Here is a 21,847-nt window from a genome sequence, read left to right on the forward strand (position 1 = left end):
ATTGAATATGGACATCAAAAGCGCGCTGAGCCGTATCGTTGGCCAGCTGGACCTTTCGACCGAAGAAATGCGCGATGTGATGCGCCAGATCATGACAGGCCAGTGCAGCGAGGCGCAGATTGGCGCCTTCCTGATGGGCATGCGCATGAAAAGCGAGAGCATCGACGAGATCGTGGGCGCGGTATCGGTGATGCGCGAGCTGGCCGACAAGGTCGAGCTGCAGAGCCTGGAGGGTGTGGTGGATATCGTCGGTACCGGCGGTGACGGTGCCAACATCTTCAACGTTTCCACCGCTTCGTCGTTCGTGCTGGCGGCCGCGGGCTGCCCAGTGGCCAAGCATGGCAACCGCGCGGTGTCGGGCAAGAGCGGCAGTGCCGACTTGCTGGAAGCTGCCGGCATCTACCTGAACCTGACGCCAACGCAGGTGGGCCGCTGCATCGACAGCCTGGGGATCGGCTTCATGTTCGCGCAAAGCCACCATTCGGCAATGAAGCACGCCGCTGGCCCGCGCCGCGAGCTGGGTATGCGTACCCTGTTCAACATGCTCGGCCCGCTTACGAATCCGGCCGGTGTGAAACACCAGGTGGTCGGCGTGTTCGCTCAGGCGCTGTGCCGGCCGTTGGCCGAGGTGCTGCAGCGCCTGGGCAGCAAGCATGTGCTGGTGGTGCACTCGAAGGATGGCCTGGATGAGTTCAGCCTGGCTGCCCCCACCTTTGTGGCCGAGCTGAAGAACGACCAGATCACCGAATACTGGGTCGAGCCGGAAGACCTCGGCATGAAAAGCCAGAGCCTGCATGGCCTGGCCGTTGAAAGCCCGCAGGCGTCACTGGAACTGATCCGTGATGCACTGGGCCGGCGCAAGACTGAAAACGGCCAGAAAGCTGCCGAGATGATTGTGCTCAATGCCGGTGCGGCGCTGTATGCCGCTGACCATGCCATGAGCCTGAAAGCCGGTGTGGAACTGGCCCATGACGTACTGCACACCGGCCTGGCCTGGGAAAAGCTGCAGGAACTGGGTGCATTTACTGCAGTATTCAAGGTGGAGAACGAAGCATGAGCGTGCCGACGGTGCTGGAAAAGATCATTGCCCGCAAGTTCCAGGAAGTGGCCGAGCGCAGCGCGCGGGTCAGCCTTCACGAACTGGAAGGCCTGGCCAAGGCCGCTGACGCTCCGCGGGGGTTTGCCAATGCCTTGATCGAGCAGGCCAAGCGCAAGCAGCCTGCGGTGATTGCCGAAATCAAGAAGGCCTCACCCAGCAAGGGCGTGATCCGTGAAAACTTCATGCCGGCGGAAATCGCTGTCAGCTACGAGAAGGGCGGTGCTACCTGCCTGTCGGTGCTGACCGATGTGGACTACTTCCAGGGTGCCGATGAGTACTTGCAGCAGGCTCGTGCGGCGGTCTCCCTGCCAGTGATCCGCAAGGATTTCATGATCGACCCCTACCAGATCGTCGAGGCGCGGGCCTTGGGTGCGGACTGCGTGCTGCTAATCGTGTCGGCGCTGGATGACGTGAAGATGGCCGAACTGGCCGCCACCGCCAAGGGCGTCGGTCTCGATGTACTGGTAGAAGTGCACGATGGCGATGAGCTTGAGCGAGCGCTGAAAACCTTGGATACACCGCTGGTGGGCGTGAATAACCGCAACCTGCACACCTTTGAAGTCAGCCTGGAAACCACGCTCGACCTGCTGCCGCGCATACCGCGTGATCGCCTGGCAATTACCGAGAGCGGCATCTTGAACCGGGCCGATGTCGAGCTGATGGCGATCAACGACGTTTATTCGTTCCTGGTGGGTGAGGCATTCATGCGCGCCGAACAACCTGGGTTGGAGCTGCAGCGGCTGTTCTTCCCGGACCAGGTGAAGAAAACTGTTCAGCAACTGGACTGATTGCAATGAAGCCGGCGTGAATGCCGGCTTTTTTACGGGCCCGGCAAGAGGCCCTTGAAAACAACATCCAAGGTGGAGCAATGAGCGATCAACCCCTGGCCCTGACTGTCGAGCAGGGCTTGCACGCCGAGCAGGACCTGCTGGCCGCCGTTTGCCGCGGCGAACGCGAGAGTGGTGTGCTGTTCTGGCGCCCCACTGACCATGCCTTGGTGATGCCCCGGCGCATGAGCCGGTTGGCCAATTTCGAAACAGCCTGCGCAGAACTGGCGATTGCCGGCTGGCCGGTACTGCTGCGTGAAACCGGCGGTGAGCCGGTACCGCAGTCGCATGCCACCGTGAACGTGGCGCTGGTCTATGCCGCGCCGCGCAGCGAAGGCGACCATGGCCGTATCGAAACCGCTTATGAGCGCCTGTGCCTGCCACTGTGCGATGTGTTGCGTGAGTGGGGCGGGGTAGCGTCGGTGGGGGAAATAGACGGCGCCTTTTGCGATGGCCGCTACAACGTCAACCTCAACGGCCGCAAGTTGGTCGGTACCGCCCAGCGCTGGCGCCAGGGCCTGGGCGGTAAACGCCCGGTGGTACTGGTGCACGGCGCGTTGTTGCTGGACAACGAACGTGAGGCGATGGTAGCGGCGGTCAACCGTTTCAACGAGTGCTGCGCGCTTGAGCAGCGTTGCCGCGCTGACGCACACATTGCCTTGCACGAGGTGGCGCCCGCAGTACCCTGGTTCCAGCGCCTCTCGCAAGCTTACGCCAAGGTCTTGGCCGACCTGCCCAGGGATTAGCGGGTACCGTAGACGACCATGGTCTTGCCTTTGACATGGACCAGGCTGCGCTCTTCGAGATCCTTGAGCACGCGGCCGACCATTTCCCGCGAGCAACCGACGATGCGGCCGATTTCCTGGCGGGTGATCTTGATCTGCATGCCATCCGGATGGGTCATGGCGTCGGGCTGCTTGCACAGCTCCAGCAGGCAGCGGGCGACCCGGCCGGTTACGTCGAAGAACGCCAGGTCGCCCACCTTGCGTGTGGTATTACGAAGACGTTGGGCCATTTGACTGCCCAGGGCGTAGAGAATTTCCGGGTCCTGGCGCGCCACTTCGCGAAATTTCTCGTAACTGATCTCGGCCACTTCGCATTCGGTCTTCGCCCGTACCCAGGCGCTGCGCTGCTGCTCACCGTCAACGGGCTCGAACAGCCCCAGCTCGCCAAAGAAATCGCCCGGGTTGAGGTAGGCGATGATCATTTCATGACCGTCATCGTCTTCAATGATGATGGTGACCGACCCCTTGATGATGAACGACAGTGTTTCGGCCCGGTCGCCAGCGCAGATGATGTTGCTTTTTGCGGTGAAGCGGCGGCGCTGGCAGTGCACCAGCAACTTGTCTATGTTCTTGATCTTTGCGGGTAGGGCAGAGGCAACCATCACGAAGTCCTGTTCGATACGAGGCTTGGGTATTTTTGTAAATCGACGGCGGTAGGCGCCAGTCATTTGGCGCCAGCTTATCAGACACTACAAGATGTTTCGGTACTAAACCGAGTCCTCTCGTACTTTTCCCACAGCCGCACAAGGTCTAAGCTGACACCCTTTTCCGAATATCAGGAGTCCAGGTAGATGAAGGCACGTATCCAGTGGGCCGGTGAGGCAATGTTTCTCGGCGAATCGGGCAGCGGCCATGTCGTCGTGATGGATGGCCCGCCCGAGGCCGGCGGCCGTAACCTGGGTGTGCGCCCTATGGAGATGCTGCTGTTGGGGTTGGGTGGCTGCAGCAGCTTTGACGTGGTCAGTATTCTGAAGAAGTCGCGCCAGGCGGTGGAGAGCTGCGAGGCGTTTCTGGAAGCCGAGCGCGCCAGTGAAGACCCGAAAGTGTTCACCAAGATCCACATGAACTTCGTCGTGAAGGGGCGCGGGCTGAAAGAAGCGCAGGTCAAGCGTGCGGTAGAGCTGTCGGCAGAGAAGTACTGCTCTGCGTCGATCATGCTCGAGCGTGCCGGGGTCGAGATTACCCACGGGTACGAGATTGTAGAGCTGGGTTGAAACCGGGGTTTTTTGGGGCCGCAAAGCGGCCCCGACACCATCAGCTGCGCAGTGCCGGTAATGCAGAGCGAAGCCATGCCGGCAAGCCACTGCGCATTGCGCGGCTCAACCGCTCCCGGCGCTTCTGGTAGACCAGCCCCAGCCAGATGACCCCCAGCCCGATCAGCGTCACCACGACCGGGAACAGCAGCGATTGCGCGAACACCTCATACGCCAGGTAGCCCAGGTAGGCCGCAACCCCCAGCGCGCCGAACACCATGAACACCGGCCGGCGCAACAGCACTGCCATGCCCATCAGCGCAATGTTGATCAGGCAGTACAGCGCCTTGCCCAGCTCGCTGCCGCTGTCCAGTAGCGTCAGCCCGCCCCAGAATGCCGCCAGCCCTGCCAGGTAACCCCAGCGGGCATAATCCTCGCGTGTTCGGCCGTCTATCAGCAGGAACACCACCAGCATTCCCAGGCCGAACCACAGCGAAACCTCACGGCGCTGCGCCCAGCTGAACGGCGAGCCGAAGAACCACTCACTCAGGTCCATCGACATGAACCATAGGGCCACGGCGATCGGCATGACGATGAACGGGTAGGGGATCAACCGCAGCATCAGCAAACCGGCCACTACCGTGGCCGCCTCCATCACCAGCCAGCCGCCTTGCACGTAGGTGTAGTAGTGGTGGTAGTTGGCCTGGGTGTCATCCATTGGCCACCACCCCGCCAAGCGTTCGATGGCGAACACTGCCAGTGGCACGATACTGACCGCGACGGCGGCCAGTACCCCGGCGGCTACGGGTTGCGCACGCCGCTGCAAGTTAAGGGCAAACAAGGTGATCAGCCCGATGTACAGGCTGGCGATGACCAGCAGTGCGGCGTCGCCGATGCTCATCCAGGCCTCGGTGAGCAACCAGCCCATGGCGGCCATGATCAGCATGGCGCCGAAGTAGAAGGCGACATGGGCCAGCTGAAAGGTGCCGCGTGCTGGCGGTTGCTGGCGCAGGAACGCCAGCAGGGCCTGGTCCTGGCCAGGCTGGAGAACGCCGGCTTGCACGGCACGCGCCAGGTCCTTGGCGTCGATTCGGTCCGTCATGGGGCTACCTTCAGATACGGTAGGTGCTCTTGGTCATGACCTTGGCCAGCAAGCTCATACCGAAGCGCAAAGGAGCAGGGAAACGGTAGCCACCGGCTTCCAGGGCGGACTCGGCGTGCTGCTCTTCGTCGACGCGCATCTGTTCGAGAATGGCGCGGGACTTTTCGTCTTCTTGCGGTAGCTGCTCAAGGTGCTCGTCCAGGTGCTTGCACACCTGGTGCTCGGTGGCGGCGACGAAACCCAGGCTGACCTTGTCGCTGACCAGCCCGGCCAGTGCGCCAATGCCGAAGGACATGCCATAGAACAGGGGGTTGAGCACACTTGGGTGGCTGTTCAGCTGGCGAATGCGTTGCTCGCACCACGCCAGGTGGTCGATTTCTTCCTCGGCGGCATGTTCCATGGCCTTGCGCACTTCGGGCAGCTTGGCCGTCAGGGCCTGACCCTGGTACAGGGCCTGGGCGCAGACTTCACCGGTATGGTTGATGCGCATCAGCCCGGCAATGTGGCGGGTTTGCTGTTCGTCCAGGTTGGCGTCTGGCTGGATGATGGCCGGTGACGGCCGGGCGGGTTGGCCGCTGAAGGGCAGCAAGGTGCGCATGGCGGTATCGGCCTGCAGCAACAAGCGGTCGAGCGGCGAGTAGTGACGTTCGGTAGCCATCGGGCACCTCCGCAAGAATGTGCCCGACAGTTTACCGCAATAGCGGCGGGGTCGCTTGCCGTGGATCAGCCCGGCGGCCAGTTCATCTGGCGCTGGCCGAGCACGTGCATATGGATGTGGTAGACGGTCTGGCCGCCCTGCTCGTTGCAGTTCATGACCACGCGGAAGCCGTCATCACAGCCAAGTTCCTTGGCCAGGCGCTGGGCGGTGAACAGGATATGGCCAGCCAGGCCTTTGTCCTCTTCGGTCAGGTCGTTGAGGGTGCGGATGTGCTTTTTCGGGATAACCAGAAAGTGCACGGGCGCCTGAGGGGCGATATCGTGGAACGCCAGAACCTGGTCGTCCTCGTAAATGATCTTCGCCGGGATTTCCCGGTTGATGATCTTGATGAATAAATCGTCCACAGCACTTGCTCCATGGTGAGGGTCGGGCCGAGTGTACTCAGCCAGGCGCCAATCGCCCAGTGGCTATTCCATGCCGGCCGGGCAATAGCGGCGGTGAATGGCGCCGGCCAGTTTGCGCACCAGCCAGCGTGGCAGCAGGCGGGGGGCGAAGGCCAGCCAGCGGTTGCGCCGCCCTGGCGTGATCAGGGCACGGTTCTTGTCCAGCGCCCGGACCGTGTAAAGGGCCACTTCCTCGGGGCTCAGGCAGCCTGGTTTGCCATCCAGGCGGGGGATGCGCCGCCGTGCAGAGCGTACCGGGCCGGGGCACAGTACCGAGACTTTGATGCCGGCGCGCTTGAGCTCCTCGCGCAGTGCCTGGGAAAAGCTCAGCACGTAGGCTTTGCTGGCGGCATAGGCCGCCATCCACGGCCCAGGTGCGACCCCGGCCAGGCCTGCAACGTTGAGGATCTGCCCGCCACCCTGCACGGCCATCAGGTTGCCGATTGCATGGCATAGCCGGCTCATGGCCAGCACGTTGACCTCGAGCAGGTCTTGCTCGTCGGCCCACTCATGGGCCAGGAACGGGCCGTAGGTGCGCAAACCAGCGCAGTTGACCAGCAGGTCGATGCGCCGCTCGCCTTCTTCCAACTCCAGCACGAAACCTGACAGGCGCAGCGGCTGGCTGAGGTCGCAGGCGCGGAACAGTACCTCTACGCCAAAGCGTTGGGTCAGCTCGATGGCGACTGGTTCCAGCGTTTCGCGCTGGCGTGCCACCAGGATCAGGTTGCGTCCACGCCGTGCCAGCGCTTCCGCCAGGGCCAGGCCCAGGCCGCTGGAAGCACCAGTGATCATGGCGTAACGGGACATGCAAGGCTCCTGGGGGCGGAAGAGGGCGCCTAGTGTACAGCTTGCTCGTGCCGGGTGGTGCGTTTTGCTACAAGGCCCGGCGGCAGCGCTGCAGGGCTTGCTGATAGTTGAGGTGGCTACGTCAGAACGGCTTGACCACCACCAGAATCACGATGCCCAGCAGGATGAGCACGGGCACTTCGTTGAACCAGCGATAATAGACGTGGCTGCGTGTATTGGTGCCGCTGGCGAAGCGTTTGCGCTGTGCGCCACACACGTGATGGTAGCCGGTGAGCAGGATTACCAGGGTCAGCTTGGCATGCAACCAGCCCTGGCTCAGCCAACCGGGGTTGAGGTAGAGCATCCAGGCGCCAAATACATAGGTGGCGATCATTGCCGGGTTCATGATGCCGCGGTAGAGCTTGCGCTCCATGGTCACGAAGCGTTCCTGGCTGATGCTGTCCTGGCTCTGGGCGTGGTAGACGAACAGCCGCGGCAGATAGAACAGGCCGGCGAACCAGCAGACTACGCTGACGATATGCAGCGCTTTGATCCATAGGTAAAGCATGGAGGGTGTTCCTTCAGGTAATCACGGTCGTCAGATAGTAGTGGTCGGGCGCCGGAAGGGACACCCGAAGAGTTGTTACAGGCGCCTCGCGCCCCTATTATCGTGCGCTTTCCAGACGGCTCGTTGATAAGGGGCAAGCGTTATGATCAAGGTCGGTATTGTTGGCGGCACCGGTTACACCGGCGTCGAACTGTTGCGTCTGCTGGCACAGCATCCACAGGCCGAAGTGGCGGTCATCACTTCGCGCTCGGAGGCGGGCGTGGCGGTGGCAGACATGTACCCGAACCTGCGCGGCCACTATGACGGGCTGGCGTTCAGCGTACCCGACAGCAAGGCCCTGGCCGCTTGCGACGTCGTGTTCTTCGCCACACCGCACGGCGTTGCCCACGCACTGGCCGGCGAATTGCTGGCGGCAGGTACCAAGGTGATCGACCTGTCGGCTGACTTCCGTCTGCAGGATGCCACCGAGTGGGGCAAGTGGTACGGCCAGCCGCATGGCGCGCCTGAATTGCGCAAGGATGCCGTGTATGGCCTGCCGGAAGTGAACCGCGAGAAGATTCGCCAGGCGCGCCTGATTGCCGTGCCGGGTTGCTACCCGACCGCTACCCAGCTCGGTTTCCTGCCGTTACTGGAAGCGGGCCTGGCCGACCCCGCGCGGCTGATCGCCGACTGCAAGTCGGGTGTCAGCGGCGCCGGGCGTGGTGCGGCAGTGGGTTCGCTGTTCTGCGAAGCCGGTGAAAGCATGAAGGCCTATGCCGTCAAGGGGCATCGCCACCTGCCGGAAATCAGCCAGGGCCTGCGCCAGGCGGCCGGCAAGGACATCGGCCTGACGTTCGTGCCGCACCTGACACCGATGATCCGTGGTATCCACGCTACCCTGTACGCGAACGTGGCCGATACTTCGGTCGACCTGCAGGCGCTGTTCGAGAAACGCTACGCCGATGAGCCGTTCGTCGACGTGATGCCGGTCGGTAGCCACCCGGAAACCCGCAGCGTGCGCGGTGCCAACGTTTGCCGCATTGCCGTTCATCGCCCACAGGGCGGGGACTTGGTAGTGGTGCTCTCGGTGATCGACAACCTGGTGAAGGGGGCTTCGGGGCAGGCAGTGCAGAACCTCAACATCCTGTTTGGCCTGGATGAGCGCATGGGCCTGTCCCACGCAGGCTTGCTGCCGTGACAGAAGCCGCGAGCTGCACACCTGCGGGCCGAGCTTGCGGCGTGTAGGTTGTCGCTTGCGGCTTACGTATTGTTGACCAATTTTCTCGGGAAAGCGGATAATGCGCGTCATCGAGAGTTATATGGCGGCTACCGCGCCGGGAGAATCAACATGAGCGTCGAAACCTTCACCCCTACCGGCCTGGAATTCACCCATGGGGCAGCCCAGAAGGTGAAGAACCTGGTCAATGAGGAAGGCAATGAACGTCTGAAGCTGCGGGTGTTCGTGACCGGTGGCGGTTGCTCGGGCTTTCAGTACGGCTTCACCTTCGATGAAGACGTGGCTGAAGACGACACCATCGTCGAGCGCGAAGGCGTTTCCCTGGTGGTCGACCCGATGAGCTTCCAGTACTTGGCCGGTGCCGAAGTGGACTACCAGGAAGGCCTGGAAGGTTCGCGCTTTGTGATCAAGAACCCGAATGCCACCACCACCTGCGGTTGCGGGTCGTCGTTCTCGATCTGAGTTCGCGCCGATACGAAAACGCCGCGCAATTGCGCGGCGTTTTGCTTTCTGGCCTGGGTGTCATGCCGGGTAGATTGCACCGAGTACACGCAGGCCCCTGGCGGCAGTGACGCTGGGGCGGTTGGCGGCGATGCCCTCCAGGCAGCAATGGGCCAGCCAGGCAAAGGCCATGGCTTCGACCCAGTCAGGGTCTACGCCATGGGCGCTGGTGCTTGTAACACGTGCATTAGGCAGTAGTTGGCCGAGGCGGGCGATCAGAGCGCCGTTGCGGGCGCCTCCACCGCAGACCAACAGTGTTTGCGTGCCTTGTTGCGCGTTTTCCAGTGAGTCGATGATGCTGCGTGCGGTCAGCTCCAGCAGTGTTGCCTGCACGTCCTCGTCGCGGTAGGCGGGCAGCCCGGCGAGGTGGCGGTCGAGCCAAGGCAGGTTGAACACCTCGCGCCCGGTACTCTTGGGGCCGCTGCCCGCGAAGAACGGGTCGCTCATCAATGCATGCAGCAAATCAGCCTGCACCACGCCGGTGGCAGCCCAGGCACCGTCGGCATCGTAGGCCTGGCCGCGTTTGCGCTCGATCCAGGCATCCAGCAATACATTGCCTGGGCCACAATCAAAGCCATGCACCGGTGCATCCCGCTCAATCAGGCTGAGGTTGCTGAAACCGCCCACATTGAGAATCGCTACCCGTTGGCCCAGGTGGCTGAACAGGGTTTCGTGGAAGGCCGGGACAAGTGGCGCGCCTTGCCCGCCGGCGGCCACATCGCGGCGGCGGAAGTCGGCTACCACGCTGATACCAGTAAGCTCGGCGAGCAGCGCGGGGTTACCGATCTGTACGGTGAAGCCGCGGGCGGGTTCGTGACGGACCGTCTGACCATGGCTACCAATGGCGCGTATGGCGTCAGCCTGCAGGCCCTGCTGAGCGAGCAGCTGGCGTATGCCCGCGGCCGCAAGGGTGGCCCAGTGATTTTCCGCCAATGCTGCCCGGGCGATTTCGTCAGGGCCGCTGCTGCACAGGGCAAGCAAGTCCTGGCGCAGGCTGGCGGGCATCGGCAGGTAGAGCGTGGCGAGCAGCTCAAGCTGCTCGCCTTGTTCGACCAAGGCGATGTCCAGGCCATCGAGGCTGGTGCCGGACATCACCCCCAGGTAAAGCGCCATGGCTTAGCGCTTGTTCGAGGCGAGCAGGGTGGCCTTTTCCTGATCCATGCGGGCGATCAGTGGCTGGCTCTGCTGCAAGAAGCGTTGACGCTCGTTCTTGGCGATCGGGTCGGCCATTGGCACCTTCTGGCTCAGGGGGTCGACATGCACGCCGTTGACCTGGAACTCATAGTGAAGATGCGGCCCGGTGGAAAGGCCGGTGGTGCCGATGTAACCGATGATCTGGCCCTGCTTGACGGTGCTACCGGTCTTGATGCCTTTGGCAAAGCCCTGCATGTGGCCATACAGCGTCTTGTAGCGGTTGCCGTGCTGGATGATCACGGTGTTGCCGTAGCCGCCGCGGCGCCCGGCCAGCTCGATGCGGCCGTCGCCTGCTGCCTTGATAGGCGTGCCGCGTGGGGCTGCATAGTCAACGCCCTTGTGCGCGCGAATCTTGTTCAGGATCGGGTGCTTGCGGCCGGCGGAAAAGCGCGAACTGATACGGGCGAAGTCCACAGGGGTGCGGATGAAGGCTTTGCGCAGGCTGTTGCCGTCGGCAGTGTAGTAGGTAGTGTTGCCCTGCTTGTTGGTGTAGCGCACGGCAGTGTAGGTTTTGCCACGGTTGGTGAAGCGCGCCGAAAGGATATTGCCCGTGCCGACGACCTTACCATCCATCACCTTCTGCTCGTAGACCACGTCGAACTCGTCGCCTGGGCGAATATCCTGGGCAAAGTCGATGTCGTAGCCCAGCACGCGCGCCATGTCCATGGTCATGCTGTGGGAAAGGCCGGCACGCTGGGCAGATGCTGACAGCGAGCTTTTGATGACCCCGTGGGCATAGGCAGTACGCACCACAGGCTTGCTGATTTCACGGTTGAAGGTAAAGCCTTTGGCGCTTTTGCTCAGGCTGATGGTTTCAAGGTTGCTGACCTTGCTGTGCAGGCTGGCCAGTTGGCCATCCTTGTCGAGTTCGAACTGCAGGACCTGGCCGTGCTTGAGTTGGGTGAACTGCTTGGCCTGCTTGTTGCTGGCCAGCAGGTCGTGCACGGCATTGGCTGGCAGGCCGACCTTGGCGAACAGCGTGGACAGGGTGTCGCCGCGCGCTACGGTGACTTCGCGGTGGCCCGGTTGCTTGGCGGCTTCGGCAACCTGTTTGGCGTCCGGCGTTGGCTGCTCGGCTTTCTGGGTTTCGGGTGTGGCTGCTTCTATCTGGGCGAAAGGTGAGCCTTGCTCACCCTGTGCCTGCACCATGGGCGCAGCGCGGGATTCGTCCTTCAATTGTTCGGCAGGGCTTTCCAGCTCGAGGTTGAGGGTGGTTTTCTTGGCTTCCACTTCGCTGGACGGAAATACCAGCAAAGCCAGGCTGAGCAGGGCGGCAATGCCGCTGGCGGCCAACAGGTGGCTCTTCGGATAAAGCGGTGGCGCTTTAGGCGGTTCGTTGGTCATGGGCAAGGTGACTTTGAAAAAGGTGAAATGGAATAGATGAATGACATGATGAAGATGAAATAACTGTATAAAATATAACCAAATCCAGTTTCACGCAAGGGCGCGTAGACGTCGCAAGCCTGCGCCCGGGTCACATTCCTTTGCAAAACTTGTATTTGACGGCCGATCTTGTATGGTTGGCTCCCCCTGAATCTGAGCCTTGCGGGTTTGTCTATGAAGTCGGTTGAAGAGCAGCTGGCGCTTATCAAGCGCGGTGCGGAAGAAGTACTGGTCGAGTCGGAACTGGTTGAGAAGCTCAAGCGCGGCCAGCCTTTGCGCATCAAAGCCGGCTTCGACCCGACCGCCCCGGACCTGCACCTGGGGCACACGGTGCTGATCAACAAGCTGCGCCAGTTCCAGGAGTTGGGCCATCAGGTCATCTTCCTGATCGGCGACTTCACCGGCATGATCGGCGACCCAAGCGGCAAGAGCGCAACGCGTCCGCCGCTGACTCGTGAGCAGGTGCTGGACAACGCCGAGACCTACAAGCAGCAGGTGTTCAAGATTCTTGATCCGGCCAAGACAGAAGTCGCCTTCAACTCCACCTGGATGGACAAGCTGACCCCGGCCGACTTCATTCGCCTGGCCTCGCAGTACACTGTGGCGCGCATGCTCGAGCGCGATGACTTCGACAAGCGCTACACCACCAACCAGCCGATTGCCATTCACGAGTTCCTCTACCCGTTGGTGCAGGGCTACGATTCGGTCGCGCTGAAGGCAGACGTCGAGCTGGGTGGTACCGATCAGAAGTTCAACCTGCTGATGGGGCGTGAGCTGCAGCGTGCCTATGGCCAGGAAGCGCAGAACATCGTGACCATGCCGTTGCTTGAAGGGCTGGACGGTGTGAAGAAAATGTCCAAGTCGCTGGGCAACTATGTCGGTATCCAGGAAGCGCCGGGGGTGATGTACAGCAAGCTGGTGTCGATCCCGGATACCCTCATGTGGCGTTACTTCGAGCTGCTGAGCTTCCGCTCCATGGAAGAGATCGAGCAGTTCCGCGCCGACGTGGCCAATGGCGCCAACCCTCGAGACATCAAGATCAAGCTGGCGGAAGAGATTGTCGCGCGTTTCCATGGTGAGGAGGCTGCCGCCAATGCGCACCGTGCTGCGGGCAATCGTATGAAGGAAGGCGAGCTGCCTGAGGACCTGCCGGAGGTAGAGGTGGTTTCGGCGGAAGACTTGCCTGTCGCTGCGGTTCTGAACCGTGCTGGCCTGGTGAAGAACTCGGCGCAGGCGCGTGACTTGCTGAGTGCTGGTGCAGTGAAAGTGGATGGTGTGGTGGTCGACAAGGACTTCCTGTTTGTTCTGGGTGCTACGCATGTATGTCAGGCGGGCAAGAAGTCCTTCGGGCGGGTTACCCTGAAGGCTGAGTGATCGCCCGGCGGTTAAGCTATATAGAAGCGGGGAGGCCGATAGGCCTCCCCGCTTTGTTTATGGGGTATCGCCGTTTTTGCCGAATGGCCGGCAGTGCTGAATGGATGTATTCGTCCATATTCCAGTTTCTTGAAATTAAAGGTTGACGCCCTCTCGAATCCCCTTATAATGCGCCCCACTTCCAGCGACAACGGAACGACAAACTCCTTGAAATTCAATGAGTTGAGCGATTCGGAAAGCGCTGTAAGGGCTACGATCAAATGATCGAAAGCGGTTGAGATGATGGTTGACAGCGCTTCTAAACGCTGTATGATTCGCCTCCCGCTACGAGAGATCGCAGCGAGTCAAGTGTTTGAAGCTAAACGAGTTTCTCGCAAAAAACTTCAAAATAAACGCTTGACAGCAAATGAGGAAAGCGTAGAATGCGCGCCTCGGTTGAGACGAAACGCTCTTAGCCAACCGCTCTTTAACAAATCGAATCAAGCAATTCGTGTGGGTGCTTGTGAGTACGGACTGATAGTCAAAAAGATTATCAGCATCACAAGTGACCATGCGAGAAATCACATAGTCATTTGAGATTGCTGAGCCAAGTTTAGGGTTTCTTAAAAACCCAAGCAGTATTGAACTGAAGAGTTTGATCATGGCTCAGATTGAACGCTGGCGGCAGGCCTAACACATGCAAGTCGAGCGGATGACGGGAGCTTGCTCCTTGATTCAGCGGCGGACGGGTGAGTAATGCCTAGGAATCTGCCTGGTAGTGGGGGACAACGTTTCGAAAGGAACGCTAATACCGCATACGTCCTACGGGAGAAAGCAGGGGACCTTCGGGCCTTGCGCTATCAGATGAGCCTAGGTCGGATTAGCTTGTTGGTGAGGTAATGGCTCACCAAGGCGACGATCCGTAACTGGTCTGAGAGGATGATCAGTCACACTGGAACTGAGACACGGTCCAGACTCCTACGGGAGGCAGCAGTGGGGAATATTGGACAATGGGCGAAAGCCTGATCCAGCCATGCCGCGTGTGTGAAGAAGGTCTTCGGATTGTAAAGCACTTTAAGTTGGGAGGAAGGGCAGTAAGCTAATACCTTGCTGTTTTGACGTTACCGACAGAATAAGCACCGGCTAACTCTGTGCCAGCAGCCGCGGTAATACAGAGGGTGCAAGCGTTAATCGGAATTACTGGGCGTAAAGCGCGCGTAGGTGGTTTGTTAAGTTGGATGTGAAAGCCCCGGGCTCAACCTGGGAACTGCATCCAAAACTGGCAAGCTAGAGTACGGTAGAGGGTGGTGGAATTTCCTGTGTAGCGGTGAAATGCGTAGATATAGGAAGGAACACCAGTGGCGAAGGCGACCACCTGGACTGATACTGACACTGAGGTGCGAAAGCGTGGGGAGCAAACAGGATTAGATACCCTGGTAGTCCACGCCGTAAACGATGTCAACTAGCCGTTGGAATCCTTGAGATTTTAGTGGCGCAGCTAACGCATTAAGTTGACCGCCTGGGGAGTACGGCCGCAAGGTTAAAACTCAAATGAATTGACGGGGGCCCGCACAAGCGGTGGAGCATGTGGTTTAATTCGAAGCAACGCGAAGAACCTTACCAGGCCTTGACATGCAGAGAACTTTCCAGAGATGGATTGGTGCCTTCGGGAACTCTGACACAGGTGCTGCATGGCTGTCGTCAGCTCGTGTCGTGAGATGTTGGGTTAAGTCCCGTAACGAGCGCAACCCTTGTCCTTAGTTACCAGCACGTTATGGGGGCACTCTAAGGAGACTGCCGGTGACAAACCGGAGGAAGGTGGGGATGACGTCAAGTCATCATGGCCCTTACGGCCTGGGCTACACACGTGCTACAATGGTCGGTACAGAGGGTTGCCAAGCCGCGAGGTGGAGCTAATCTCACAAAACCGATCGTAGTCCGGATCGCAGTCTGCAACTCGACTGCGTGAAGTCGGAATCGCTAGTAATCGCGAATCAGAATGTCGCGGTGAATACGTTCCCGGGCCTTGTACACACCGCCCGTCACACCATGGGAGTGGGTTGCACCAGAAGTAGCTAGTCTAACCTTCGGGAGGACGGTTACCACGGTGTGATTCATGACTGGGGTGAAGTCGTAACAAGGTAGCCGTAGGGGAACCTGCGGCTGGATCACCTCCTTAATCGACGACATCAGCCTACTGATGAGCTCCCACACGAATTGCTTGATTCATTGTAAAAGACGATCAAGACCCAAAGTTATACCATTAGGTCTGTAGCTCAGTTGGTTAGAGCGCACCCCTGATAAGGGTGAGGTCGGCAGTTCAAATCTGCCCAGACCTACCATTTTTGGTTGGAATGTTGAGCACCCCATGCCTCTGGATAAAGAGTGGTGAGGACGGCTCTTCTGCAGTTCAAATCTGCCCAGACCTACCATTACATGGTTCAGCCGTAGAATACGGGGCCTAGCTCAGCTGGGAGAGCGCCTGCCTTGCACGCAGGAGGTCAGCGGTTCGATCCCGCTTGGCTCCACCACTTTCTGCGGTAGATGTTGCTCCTGCTCAGAACTTAGAATGAACATTCGTTGATGAATGTTGATTTCTGACTTTTGTCAGACGTTCTTTAAAAATTCGGATATGTGATAGATATAGACTGACATGCACTTTCACTGGTGTGTGATCAGGCTAAGGTAAAATTTGTGAGTTCTGCTCTTAATTGAGCGAAATGCGAATTTTCGGCGAATGTCGTCTTCACAGTATAACCAGATTGCTTGGGGTTATATGGTCAAGTGAAGAAGCGCATACGGTGGATGCCTTGGCAGTCAGAGGCGATGAAAGACGTGGTAGCCTGCGATAAGCTTTGGGGAGTCGGCAAACAGACTGTGATCCAGAGATCTCTGAATGGGGGAACCCACTCAGCATAAGCTGAGTATCTTGTACTGAATACATAGGTGCAAGAGGCGAACCAGGGGAACTGAAACATCTAAGTACCCTGAGGAAAAGAAATCAACCGAGATTCCCTTAGTAGTGGCGAGCGAACGGGGACCAGCCCTTAAGTTGATTTGAGATTAGTGGAACGCTCTGGAAAGTGCGGCCATAGTGGGTGATAGCCCCGTACACGAAAATCTCTTATCAATGAAATCGAGTAGGACGGAGCACGAGAAACTTTGTCTGAATATGGGGGGACCATCCTCCAAGGCTAAATACTACTGACTGACCGATAGTGAACCAGTACCGTGAGGGAAAGGCGAAAAGAACCCCGGAGAGGGGAGTGAAATAGAACCTGAAACCGTATGCGTACAAGCAGTGGGAGCCTACTTTGTTAGGTGACTGCGTACCTTTTGTATAATGGGTCAGCGACTTATATTCAGTGGCGAGCTTAACCGAATAGGGGAGGCGTAGCGAAAGCGAGTCTTAATAGGGCGTTTAGTCGCTGGGTATAGACCCGAAACCGGGCGATCTATCCATGGGCAGGTTGAAGGTTAGGTAACACTGACTGGAGGACCGAACCGACTACCGTTGAAAAGTTAGCGGATGACCTGTGGATCGGAGTGAAAGGCTAATCAAGCTCGGAGATAGCTGGTTCTCCTCGAAAGCTATTTAGGTAGCGCCTCATGTATCACTGTAGGGGGTAGAGCACTGTTTCGGCTAGGGGGTCATCCCGACTTACCAAACCGATGCAAACTCCGAATACCTACAAGTGCCGAGCATGGGAGACACACGGCGGGTGCTAACGTCCGTCGTGAAAAGGGAAACAACCCAGACCGTCAGCTAAGGTCCCAAAGTCATGGTTAAGTGGGAAACGATGTGGGAAGGCTTAGACAGCTAGGAGGTTGGCTTAGAAGCAGCCACCCTTTAAAGAAAGCGTAATAGCTCACTAGTCGAGTCGGCCTGCGCGGAAGATGTAACGGGGCTCAAACCATGCACCGAAGCTACGGGTATCATCTTATGATGATGCGGTAGAGGAGCGTTCTGTAAGCCTGTGAAGGTGAGTTGAGAAGCTTGCTGGAGGTATCAGAAGTGCGAATGCTGACATGAGTAACGACAATGCGAGTGAAAAACTCGCACGCCGAAAGACCAAGGTTTCCTGCGCAACGTTAATCGACGCAGGGTTAGTCGGTCCCTAAGGCGAGGCTGAAAAGCGTAGTCGATGGAAAACAGGTTAATATTCCTGTACTTCCAGTTATTGCGATGGAGGGACGGAGAAGGTTAGGCCAGCCTGGCGTTGGTTGTCCAGGTTTAAGGTGGTAGGCTGAAATCTTAGGCAAATCCGGGATTTCAAGGCCGAGAGCTGATGACGAGTTGCCTTTAGGCGACGAAGTGGTTGATACCATGCTTCCAAGAAAAGCTCCTAAGCTTCAGATAACTGGGAACCGTACCCCAAACCGACACAGGTGGTTAGGTAGAGAATACCAAGGCGCTTGAGAGAACTCGGGTGAAGGAACTAGGCAAAATGGCACCGTAACTTCGGGAGAAGGTGCGCCGGCGAGGGTGAAGGACTTGCTCCGTAAGCTCATGCCGGTCGAAGATACCAGGCCGCTGCGACTGTTTATTAAAAACACAGCACTCTGCAAACACGAAAGTGGACGTATAGGGTGTGACGCCTGCCCGGTGCCGGAAGGTTAATTGATGGGGTTAGCGCAAGCGAAGCTCTTGATCGAAGCCCCGGTAAACGGCGGCCGTAACTATAACGGTCCTAAGGTAGCGAAATTCCTTGTCGGGTAAGTTCCGACCTGCACGAATGGCGTAACGATGGCGGCGCTGTCTCCACCCGAGACTCAGTGAAATTGAAATCGCTGTGAAGATGCAGTGTATCCGCGGCTAGACGGAAAGACCCCGTGAACCTTTACTATAGCTTTGCACTGGACTTTGAATTTGCTTGTGTAGGATAGGTGGGAGGCTTTGAAGTGGGGACGCCAGTTCTCATGGAGCCATCCTTGAAATACCACCCTGGCAACTTTGAGGTTCTAACTCAGGTCCGTTATCCGGATCGAGGACAGTGTATGGTGGGTAGTTTGACTGGGGCGGTCTCCTCCCAAAGAGTAACGGAGGAGTACGAAGGTGCGCTCAGACCGGTCGGAAATCGGTCGTAGAGTATAAAGGCAAAAGCGCGCTTGACTGCGAGACAAACACGTCGAGCAGGTACGAAAGTAGGTCTTAGTGATCCGGTGGTTCTGTATGGAAGGGCCATCGCTCAACGGATAAAAGGTACTCCGGGGATAACAGGCTGATACCGCCCAAGAGTTCATATCGACGGCGGTGTTTGGCACCTCGATGTCGGCTCATCACATCCTGGGGCTGAAGCCGGTCCCAAGGGTATGGCTGTTCGCCATTTAAAGTGGTACGCGAGCTGGGTTTAGAACGTCGTGAGACAGTTCGGTCCCTATCTGCCGTGGACGTTTGAGATTTGAGAGGGGCTGCTCCTAGTACGAGAGGACCGGAGTGGACGAACCTCTGGTGTTCCGGTTGTCACGCCAGTGGCATTGCCGGGTAGCTATGTTCGGAAGAGATAACCGCTGAAAGCATCTAAGCGGGAAACTTGCCTCAAGATGAGATCTCACTGGGATCTTGAATCCCCTAAAGGGCCGTCGAAGACTACGACGTTGATAGGTTGGGTGTGTAAGCGCTGTGAGGCGTTGAGCTAACCAATACTAATTGCCCGTGAGGCTTGACCATATAACACCCAAGCAATTTGCTAGCGCAGATTGCGGTGGTGAAGATGACATGAACCGAAAGTTCGCAAGGTATCACAAACATCACATATCCGAATTCGCTGGGCTGTCCATCTGGACATTCTGGCTACAGAATTTCTTGACGACCATAGAGCATTGGAACCACCTGATCCCATCCCGAACTCAGCAGTGAAACGATGCATCGCCGATGGTAGTGTGGGGTTTCCCCATGTGAGAGTAGGTCATCGTCAAGATTCATTTCGCAAAACCCCTATCTGCACATGCAGGTAGGGGTTTTGTCTTTGTGCTCCCCAAAAGTCCCCTGGCCTCACAACAATCCCTGTGGGAGCGGGCGTGCCCGCGAACACCGGCGCAGCCGCTGCCATTATCGTGAGGCTGAGCGTTTCAGCCCGAGGCATTCGGCCCTTTTCCTATGCAATCCCCCAGCCCATAGCTATCATGCCTGCCTTATTCCAAGTCGAGACTGGCATGCTGAAGTTGTTGAATCTCCTCAAGGATGGCCGGTTCCATTCCGGAGAAGCTCTGGGGGCGGCCCTCGGGGTGAGTCGTAGCGCCGTTTGGAAGCAGCTGCAGCACCTGGAGAGTGAACTGAACCTCACCATTCACAAAGTTCGTGGGCGTGGTTACCAATTGGCTGCCCCGCTGGTGTTGCTTGAGGCACAAGCAATCGCCGGTTTCGCCGAAGGCGAACAGTGGCCAGTATTCATCCACGACACGATCGACTCGACCAACGCCGAAGGCCTGCGCATGGCGGGTGAGGGCCAGGCAGCACCCTTTTTGGTTTTGGCCGAGCGCCAGAGCGCTGGCCGTGGGCGACGGGGTCGGCAATGGGTCAGCCCGTTTGCCGAAAACCTGTACTACAGCCTGGTGCTGCGGGTTGACGGCGGCATGCGCCAGCTTGAAGGCTTGAGCCTGGTGGTAGGGTTGGCAGTAATGCGCACCTTGCAGGGCTTTGGTGTAAAAGATGTGGGGCTGAAGTGGCCTAACGATGTCCTGGTTCGCGGGATGAAGATCACCGGTATTCTGCTGGAGCTGGTGGGTGATCCAGCCGATGTCTGCCATGTTGTGCTGGGTGTCGGCATCAATGTGAACATGCAGGCGAACGAGCAGGTCGACCAGCAGTGGACGTCGATGCGACGCGAGCTGGGTGGGGCAATAGACCGGAATCACCTGGTGGCGTCGCTAACCCAGCATTTGCAGCATGAACTGGCACGTCATCGGCGCTATGGTTTCGCTGCATTCCAGGAAGAATGGGAGCAGGCGCACCTTTGGCAAGGCCGGAGTGTATCGCTGATTGCCGGTAACACACGTATTGATGGTGTTGTTCTTGGCGTCGACGGGCAAGGCGGCTTGCGCCTTGAGGTGGATGGAGTGGAGAAGAGCTTCAGCGGTGGTGAGCTCAGTTTGAGGTTGCGTGATGATTCTTGAGCTCGATTGCGGAAACAGCTTCATCAAATGGCGGGTCATTCATGTCGCCGACGCAGTGATCGAGGGCGGCGGGATTGTCGACTCCGATCAGGCATTGGTGGCCGAAGTGGCTGCACTCGCCTCGGTGCGTCTTACGGGCTGTCGCATTGTAAGTGTGCGTAGCGAAGAAGAGACCGATGCGCTTTGCGCGGTTATCGGCCACGCCTTTGCCGTTCAGGCTCAAGTGGCGCACCCGGCCCGCGAAATGGCAGGGGTGCGCAACGGCTATGAAGATTATCAGCGTCTGGGGATGGATCGCTGGCTGGCCGCGTTAGGTGCATTTCATGTTGCCAAAGGGGCTTGCCTGGTCATCGACTTGGGGACTGCTGCAAAAGCCGATTTCGTGGCTGCGGACGGCGAGCACCTAGGCGGTTATATCTGCCCAGGCATGCCGTTGATGCGTAGTCAGTTGCGCACCCACACCCGGCGTATTCGTTATGACGATGCCTCCGCCGAGCGCGCGTTGACCAGCCTGCTGCCAGGGCGCTCAACCGTCGAGGCAGTAGAGCGCGGTTGTGTTCTGATGCTGCAGGGTTTTGCCCGCACGCAGCTCGAGCAGGCTCGAGCCCTGTGGGGTGACGATTTCACCGTATTCCTCACTGGTGGCGATGCACCGCTGGTGAGGGAGGCCGTGCCCCAGGCGCGTGTCGTGCCGGACCTTGTGTTCGTGGGGCTGGCCATGGCTTGTCCATTGGATTGAGGTGCCTATGCGTTGGTTGTTTCTGCTGTTACTGGTGCTCAACGTTTTCTACTACGTGTGGCATCAGCAGGAAGCCCCGCTGAAGGTCAAGGAAGTCGCCCCTTTGTCTCTGTACAAAGGGAGTCAGCAAGAAATCCGACTTTTGCGTGAAACGGGTGTATCAACACCGCCAAAGCGCCGACATGAATGCCTGGTAATCGGTGGGGTAATGGTGCAGGCGCAGCTCGAAGCCCTGCGTCAGCGCCTGCTTAGCCTCGATATTGCGACGTTGCCGGTGGTAGGGCAGTTGCCAGGTGCCGATGGCCGTTGGCTCAAGGTGGCCCCGGAAAGCGAGCGATTGCTGGATGAAACGGTACTCTCATCTCTTTCCAATGATTTCAAAGACTTAAAACATAAAATTATTTTCTGCCAGGGTATTGCAACTGACGAATAGCTTGATAGAATGGCGCCCGCTTCACAGGGAACACCACTTAGGTGGTAGACCTGGAAGCGGTGTCAAAGCAGCTAAGTTTCAGATTTGATTGAAAAAATTTGAAAAAACGCTTGACACTAGGACGGCAGACAAATAGAATGCCGGCCACATCTGGAGGGATTCCCGAGCGGTCAAAGGGGACGGACTGTAAATCCGTTGCGAGAGCTTCGAAGGTTCGAATCCTTCTCCCTCCACCAGTTTTAGCGAGAGCCGCAAGCTCCGCGGGTATAGTTTAGTGGTAGAACCTCAGCCTTCCAAGCTGATGATGCGGGTTCGATTCCCGCTACCCGCTCCAAGTTTGCTGGATTTTGCACAAAGTGTTTCGCTCTTGTAGCTCAGTTGGTAGAGCACACCCTTGGTAAGGGTGAGGTCAGCGGTTCAAGTCCGCTCAAGAGCTCCATACAAACAAGGC

General features: G+C 58.5%; 18 protein-coding genes, 5 tRNA genes and 3 rRNA genes. 18 read left to right on the forward strand and 8 right to left on the reverse strand.

The genetic code is table 11. The annotated features are described in order from the left end of the window. Window positions 1–7 precede the first annotated feature (7 nt). From trpD to GEV39_RS02035, 3 genes are all read left to right on the forward strand, one after another. Window positions 8–1,057, forward strand: coding sequence for an anthranilate phosphoribosyltransferase (trpD, locus tag GEV39_RS02025; protein ID WP_029887380.1), 1,050 nt, complete (start codon window positions 8–10; stop codon window positions 1,055–1,057). After that, window positions 1,054–1,887, forward strand: a complete 834-nt coding sequence (gene trpC / locus GEV39_RS02030) for an indole-3-glycerol phosphate synthase TrpC (protein ID WP_173887426.1) — start codon at window positions 1,054–1,056, stop codon at window positions 1,885–1,887. The genes trpD and trpC overlap by 4 nt, the downstream gene beginning before the upstream one ends. A gap of 80 nt (window positions 1,888–1,967) precedes the next feature. Further along, on the forward strand, window positions 1,968–2,672 hold the full coding sequence (locus GEV39_RS02035) for a lipoate--protein ligase family protein (RefSeq protein ID WP_009681257.1): 705 nt from the start codon (window positions 1,968–1,970) through the stop codon (window positions 2,670–2,672). Here GEV39_RS02035 and crp read toward each other — a convergent pair. Next, window positions 2,669–3,313 (reverse strand): cAMP-activated global transcriptional regulator CRP, encoded by a 645-nt coding sequence (gene crp / locus GEV39_RS02040; RefSeq protein WP_173887427.1) that lies wholly within the window; start codon window positions 3,311–3,313, stop codon window positions 2,669–2,671. The genes GEV39_RS02035 and crp overlap by 4 nt on opposite strands. 189 nt (window positions 3,314–3,502) lie before the next feature. On the opposite strand from crp, the gene GEV39_RS02045 reads away from it, so the two are divergent. Beyond that, the gene (locus GEV39_RS02045; RefSeq protein WP_004376171.1) at window positions 3,503–3,925 is read left to right on the forward strand and encodes an OsmC family protein; all 423 of its coding nucleotides are present in this window, start codon (window positions 3,503–3,505) and stop codon (window positions 3,923–3,925) included. Between the two features lie 40 nt (window positions 3,926–3,965). Here GEV39_RS02045 and GEV39_RS02050 read toward each other — a convergent pair whose 3' ends face one another. The 5 genes from GEV39_RS02050 to hemJ all read right to left on the reverse strand — a co-directional run bounded on the left by GEV39_RS02050 (window position 3,966) and on the right by hemJ (window position 7,461). Next, on the reverse strand, window positions 3,966–5,006 hold the full coding sequence (locus GEV39_RS02050) for a DUF2157 domain-containing protein (RefSeq protein WP_173887428.1): 1,041 nt from the start codon (window positions 5,004–5,006) through the stop codon (window positions 3,966–3,968). Between the two features lie 10 nt (window positions 5,007–5,016). Further along, complete coding sequence (gene coq7 / locus GEV39_RS02055) at window positions 5,017–5,664, reverse strand: 2-polyprenyl-3-methyl-6-methoxy-1,4-benzoquinone monooxygenase (RefSeq protein WP_173887429.1); 648 nt, start codon at window positions 5,662–5,664, stop codon at window positions 5,017–5,019. Between the two features lie 65 nt (window positions 5,665–5,729). Next, window positions 5,730–6,068, reverse strand: a complete 339-nt coding sequence (locus tag GEV39_RS02060; RefSeq protein WP_161891720.1) for a histidine triad nucleotide-binding protein — start codon at window positions 6,066–6,068, stop codon at window positions 5,730–5,732. Between the two features lie 63 nt (window positions 6,069–6,131). Continuing rightward, entirely contained in the window at window positions 6,132–6,914 is a 783-nt protein-coding gene (locus tag GEV39_RS02065) for an SDR family NAD(P)-dependent oxidoreductase (protein WP_173887430.1), read from the reverse strand. 121 nt (window positions 6,915–7,035) lie between these two features. Beyond that, entirely contained in the window at window positions 7,036–7,461 is a 426-nt protein-coding gene (hemJ, locus tag GEV39_RS02070; protein ID WP_029887373.1) for a protoporphyrinogen oxidase HemJ, read from the reverse strand. A gap of 142 nt (window positions 7,462–7,603) precedes the next feature. Between hemJ and argC the strand changes: the two genes are divergently transcribed. Then, window positions 7,604–8,638 (forward strand): N-acetyl-gamma-glutamyl-phosphate reductase, encoded by a 1,035-nt coding sequence (argC, locus tag GEV39_RS02075; protein ID WP_173887431.1) that lies wholly within the window; start codon window positions 7,604–7,606, stop codon window positions 8,636–8,638. A 150-nt stretch (window positions 8,639–8,788) separates the two neighbouring features. Further along, a complete protein-coding gene (erpA, locus tag GEV39_RS02080) occupies window positions 8,789–9,139 on the forward strand; it encodes an iron-sulfur cluster insertion protein ErpA (protein ID WP_173887432.1) in 351 nt (116 codons plus the stop codon). Window positions 9,140–9,199: 60 nt separating this feature from the next. Here erpA and GEV39_RS02085 read toward each other — a convergent pair whose 3' ends face one another. Further along, window positions 9,200–10,291, reverse strand: coding sequence for an anhydro-N-acetylmuramic acid kinase (locus GEV39_RS02085; RefSeq protein ID WP_173887433.1), 1,092 nt, complete (start codon window positions 10,289–10,291; stop codon window positions 9,200–9,202). Between the two features lie 3 nt (window positions 10,292–10,294). Continuing rightward, the gene (locus GEV39_RS02090; protein ID WP_173887434.1) at window positions 10,295–11,716 is read right to left on the reverse strand and encodes a peptidoglycan DD-metalloendopeptidase family protein; all 1,422 of its coding nucleotides are present in this window, start codon (window positions 11,714–11,716) and stop codon (window positions 10,295–10,297) included. Window positions 11,717–11,929: 213 nt separating this feature from the next. Here GEV39_RS02090 and tyrS point away from each other — a divergent pair, with 213 nt between their 5' ends. The 12 genes from tyrS (at window position 11,930) to GEV39_RS02150 (ending at window position 21,835) form a co-directional block, all read left to right on the forward strand. After that, entirely contained in the window at window positions 11,930–13,129 is a 1,200-nt protein-coding gene (gene tyrS, locus GEV39_RS02095; RefSeq protein WP_173887435.1) for a tyrosine--tRNA ligase, read from the forward strand. Window positions 13,130–13,751: 622 nt separating this feature from the next. Next, window positions 13,752–15,287: ribosomal RNA gene (locus tag GEV39_RS02100) — 16S ribosomal RNA — on the forward strand. Window positions 15,288–15,373: 86 nt separating this feature from the next. Continuing rightward, a tRNA-Ile gene (locus GEV39_RS02105) sits at window positions 15,374–15,450 on the forward strand. Between the two features lie 114 nt (window positions 15,451–15,564). After that, window positions 15,565–15,639: transfer RNA gene (locus GEV39_RS02110), tRNA-Ala, on the forward strand. 247 nt (window positions 15,640–15,886) lie between these two features. Beyond that, window positions 15,887–18,779, forward strand: a 23S ribosomal RNA gene (locus GEV39_RS02115). Between the two features lie 134 nt (window positions 18,780–18,913). After that, a 5S ribosomal RNA gene (gene rrf, locus GEV39_RS02120) occupies window positions 18,914–19,029 on the forward strand. Together the 16S, 23S and 5S rRNA genes with 2 tRNA genes alongside form the textbook arrangement of a ribosomal RNA operon. Window positions 19,030–19,264: 235 nt before the next feature. Next, on the forward strand, window positions 19,265–20,224 hold the full coding sequence (gene birA / locus GEV39_RS02125) for a bifunctional biotin--[acetyl-CoA-carboxylase] ligase/biotin operon repressor BirA (protein WP_054906288.1): 960 nt from the start codon (window positions 19,265–19,267) through the stop codon (window positions 20,222–20,224). After that, complete coding sequence (locus GEV39_RS02130; RefSeq protein ID WP_173887436.1) at window positions 20,214–20,963, forward strand: pantothenate kinase; 750 nt, start codon at window positions 20,214–20,216, stop codon at window positions 20,961–20,963. The genes birA and GEV39_RS02130 overlap by 11 nt, the downstream gene beginning before the upstream one ends. Window positions 20,964–20,970: 7 nt before the next feature. After that, window positions 20,971–21,396 (forward strand): hypothetical protein, encoded by a 426-nt coding sequence (locus GEV39_RS02135; protein ID WP_173887437.1) that lies wholly within the window; start codon window positions 20,971–20,973, stop codon window positions 21,394–21,396. Between the two features lie 152 nt (window positions 21,397–21,548). Next, window positions 21,549–21,632: transfer RNA gene (locus GEV39_RS02140), tRNA-Tyr, on the forward strand. A gap of 24 nt (window positions 21,633–21,656) precedes the next feature. After that, window positions 21,657–21,730, forward strand: a tRNA-Gly gene (locus GEV39_RS02145). Window positions 21,731–21,759: 29 nt separating this feature from the next. Beyond that, window positions 21,760–21,835: transfer RNA gene (locus GEV39_RS02150), tRNA-Thr, on the forward strand. Window positions 21,836–21,847: the final 12 nt, after the last annotated feature.

It is taken from the genome of Pseudomonas sp. NY5710 (assembly GCF_013305665.1).
Taxonomy (GTDB): domain Bacteria; phylum Pseudomonadota; class Gammaproteobacteria; order Pseudomonadales; family Pseudomonadaceae; genus Aquipseudomonas; species Aquipseudomonas juntendi.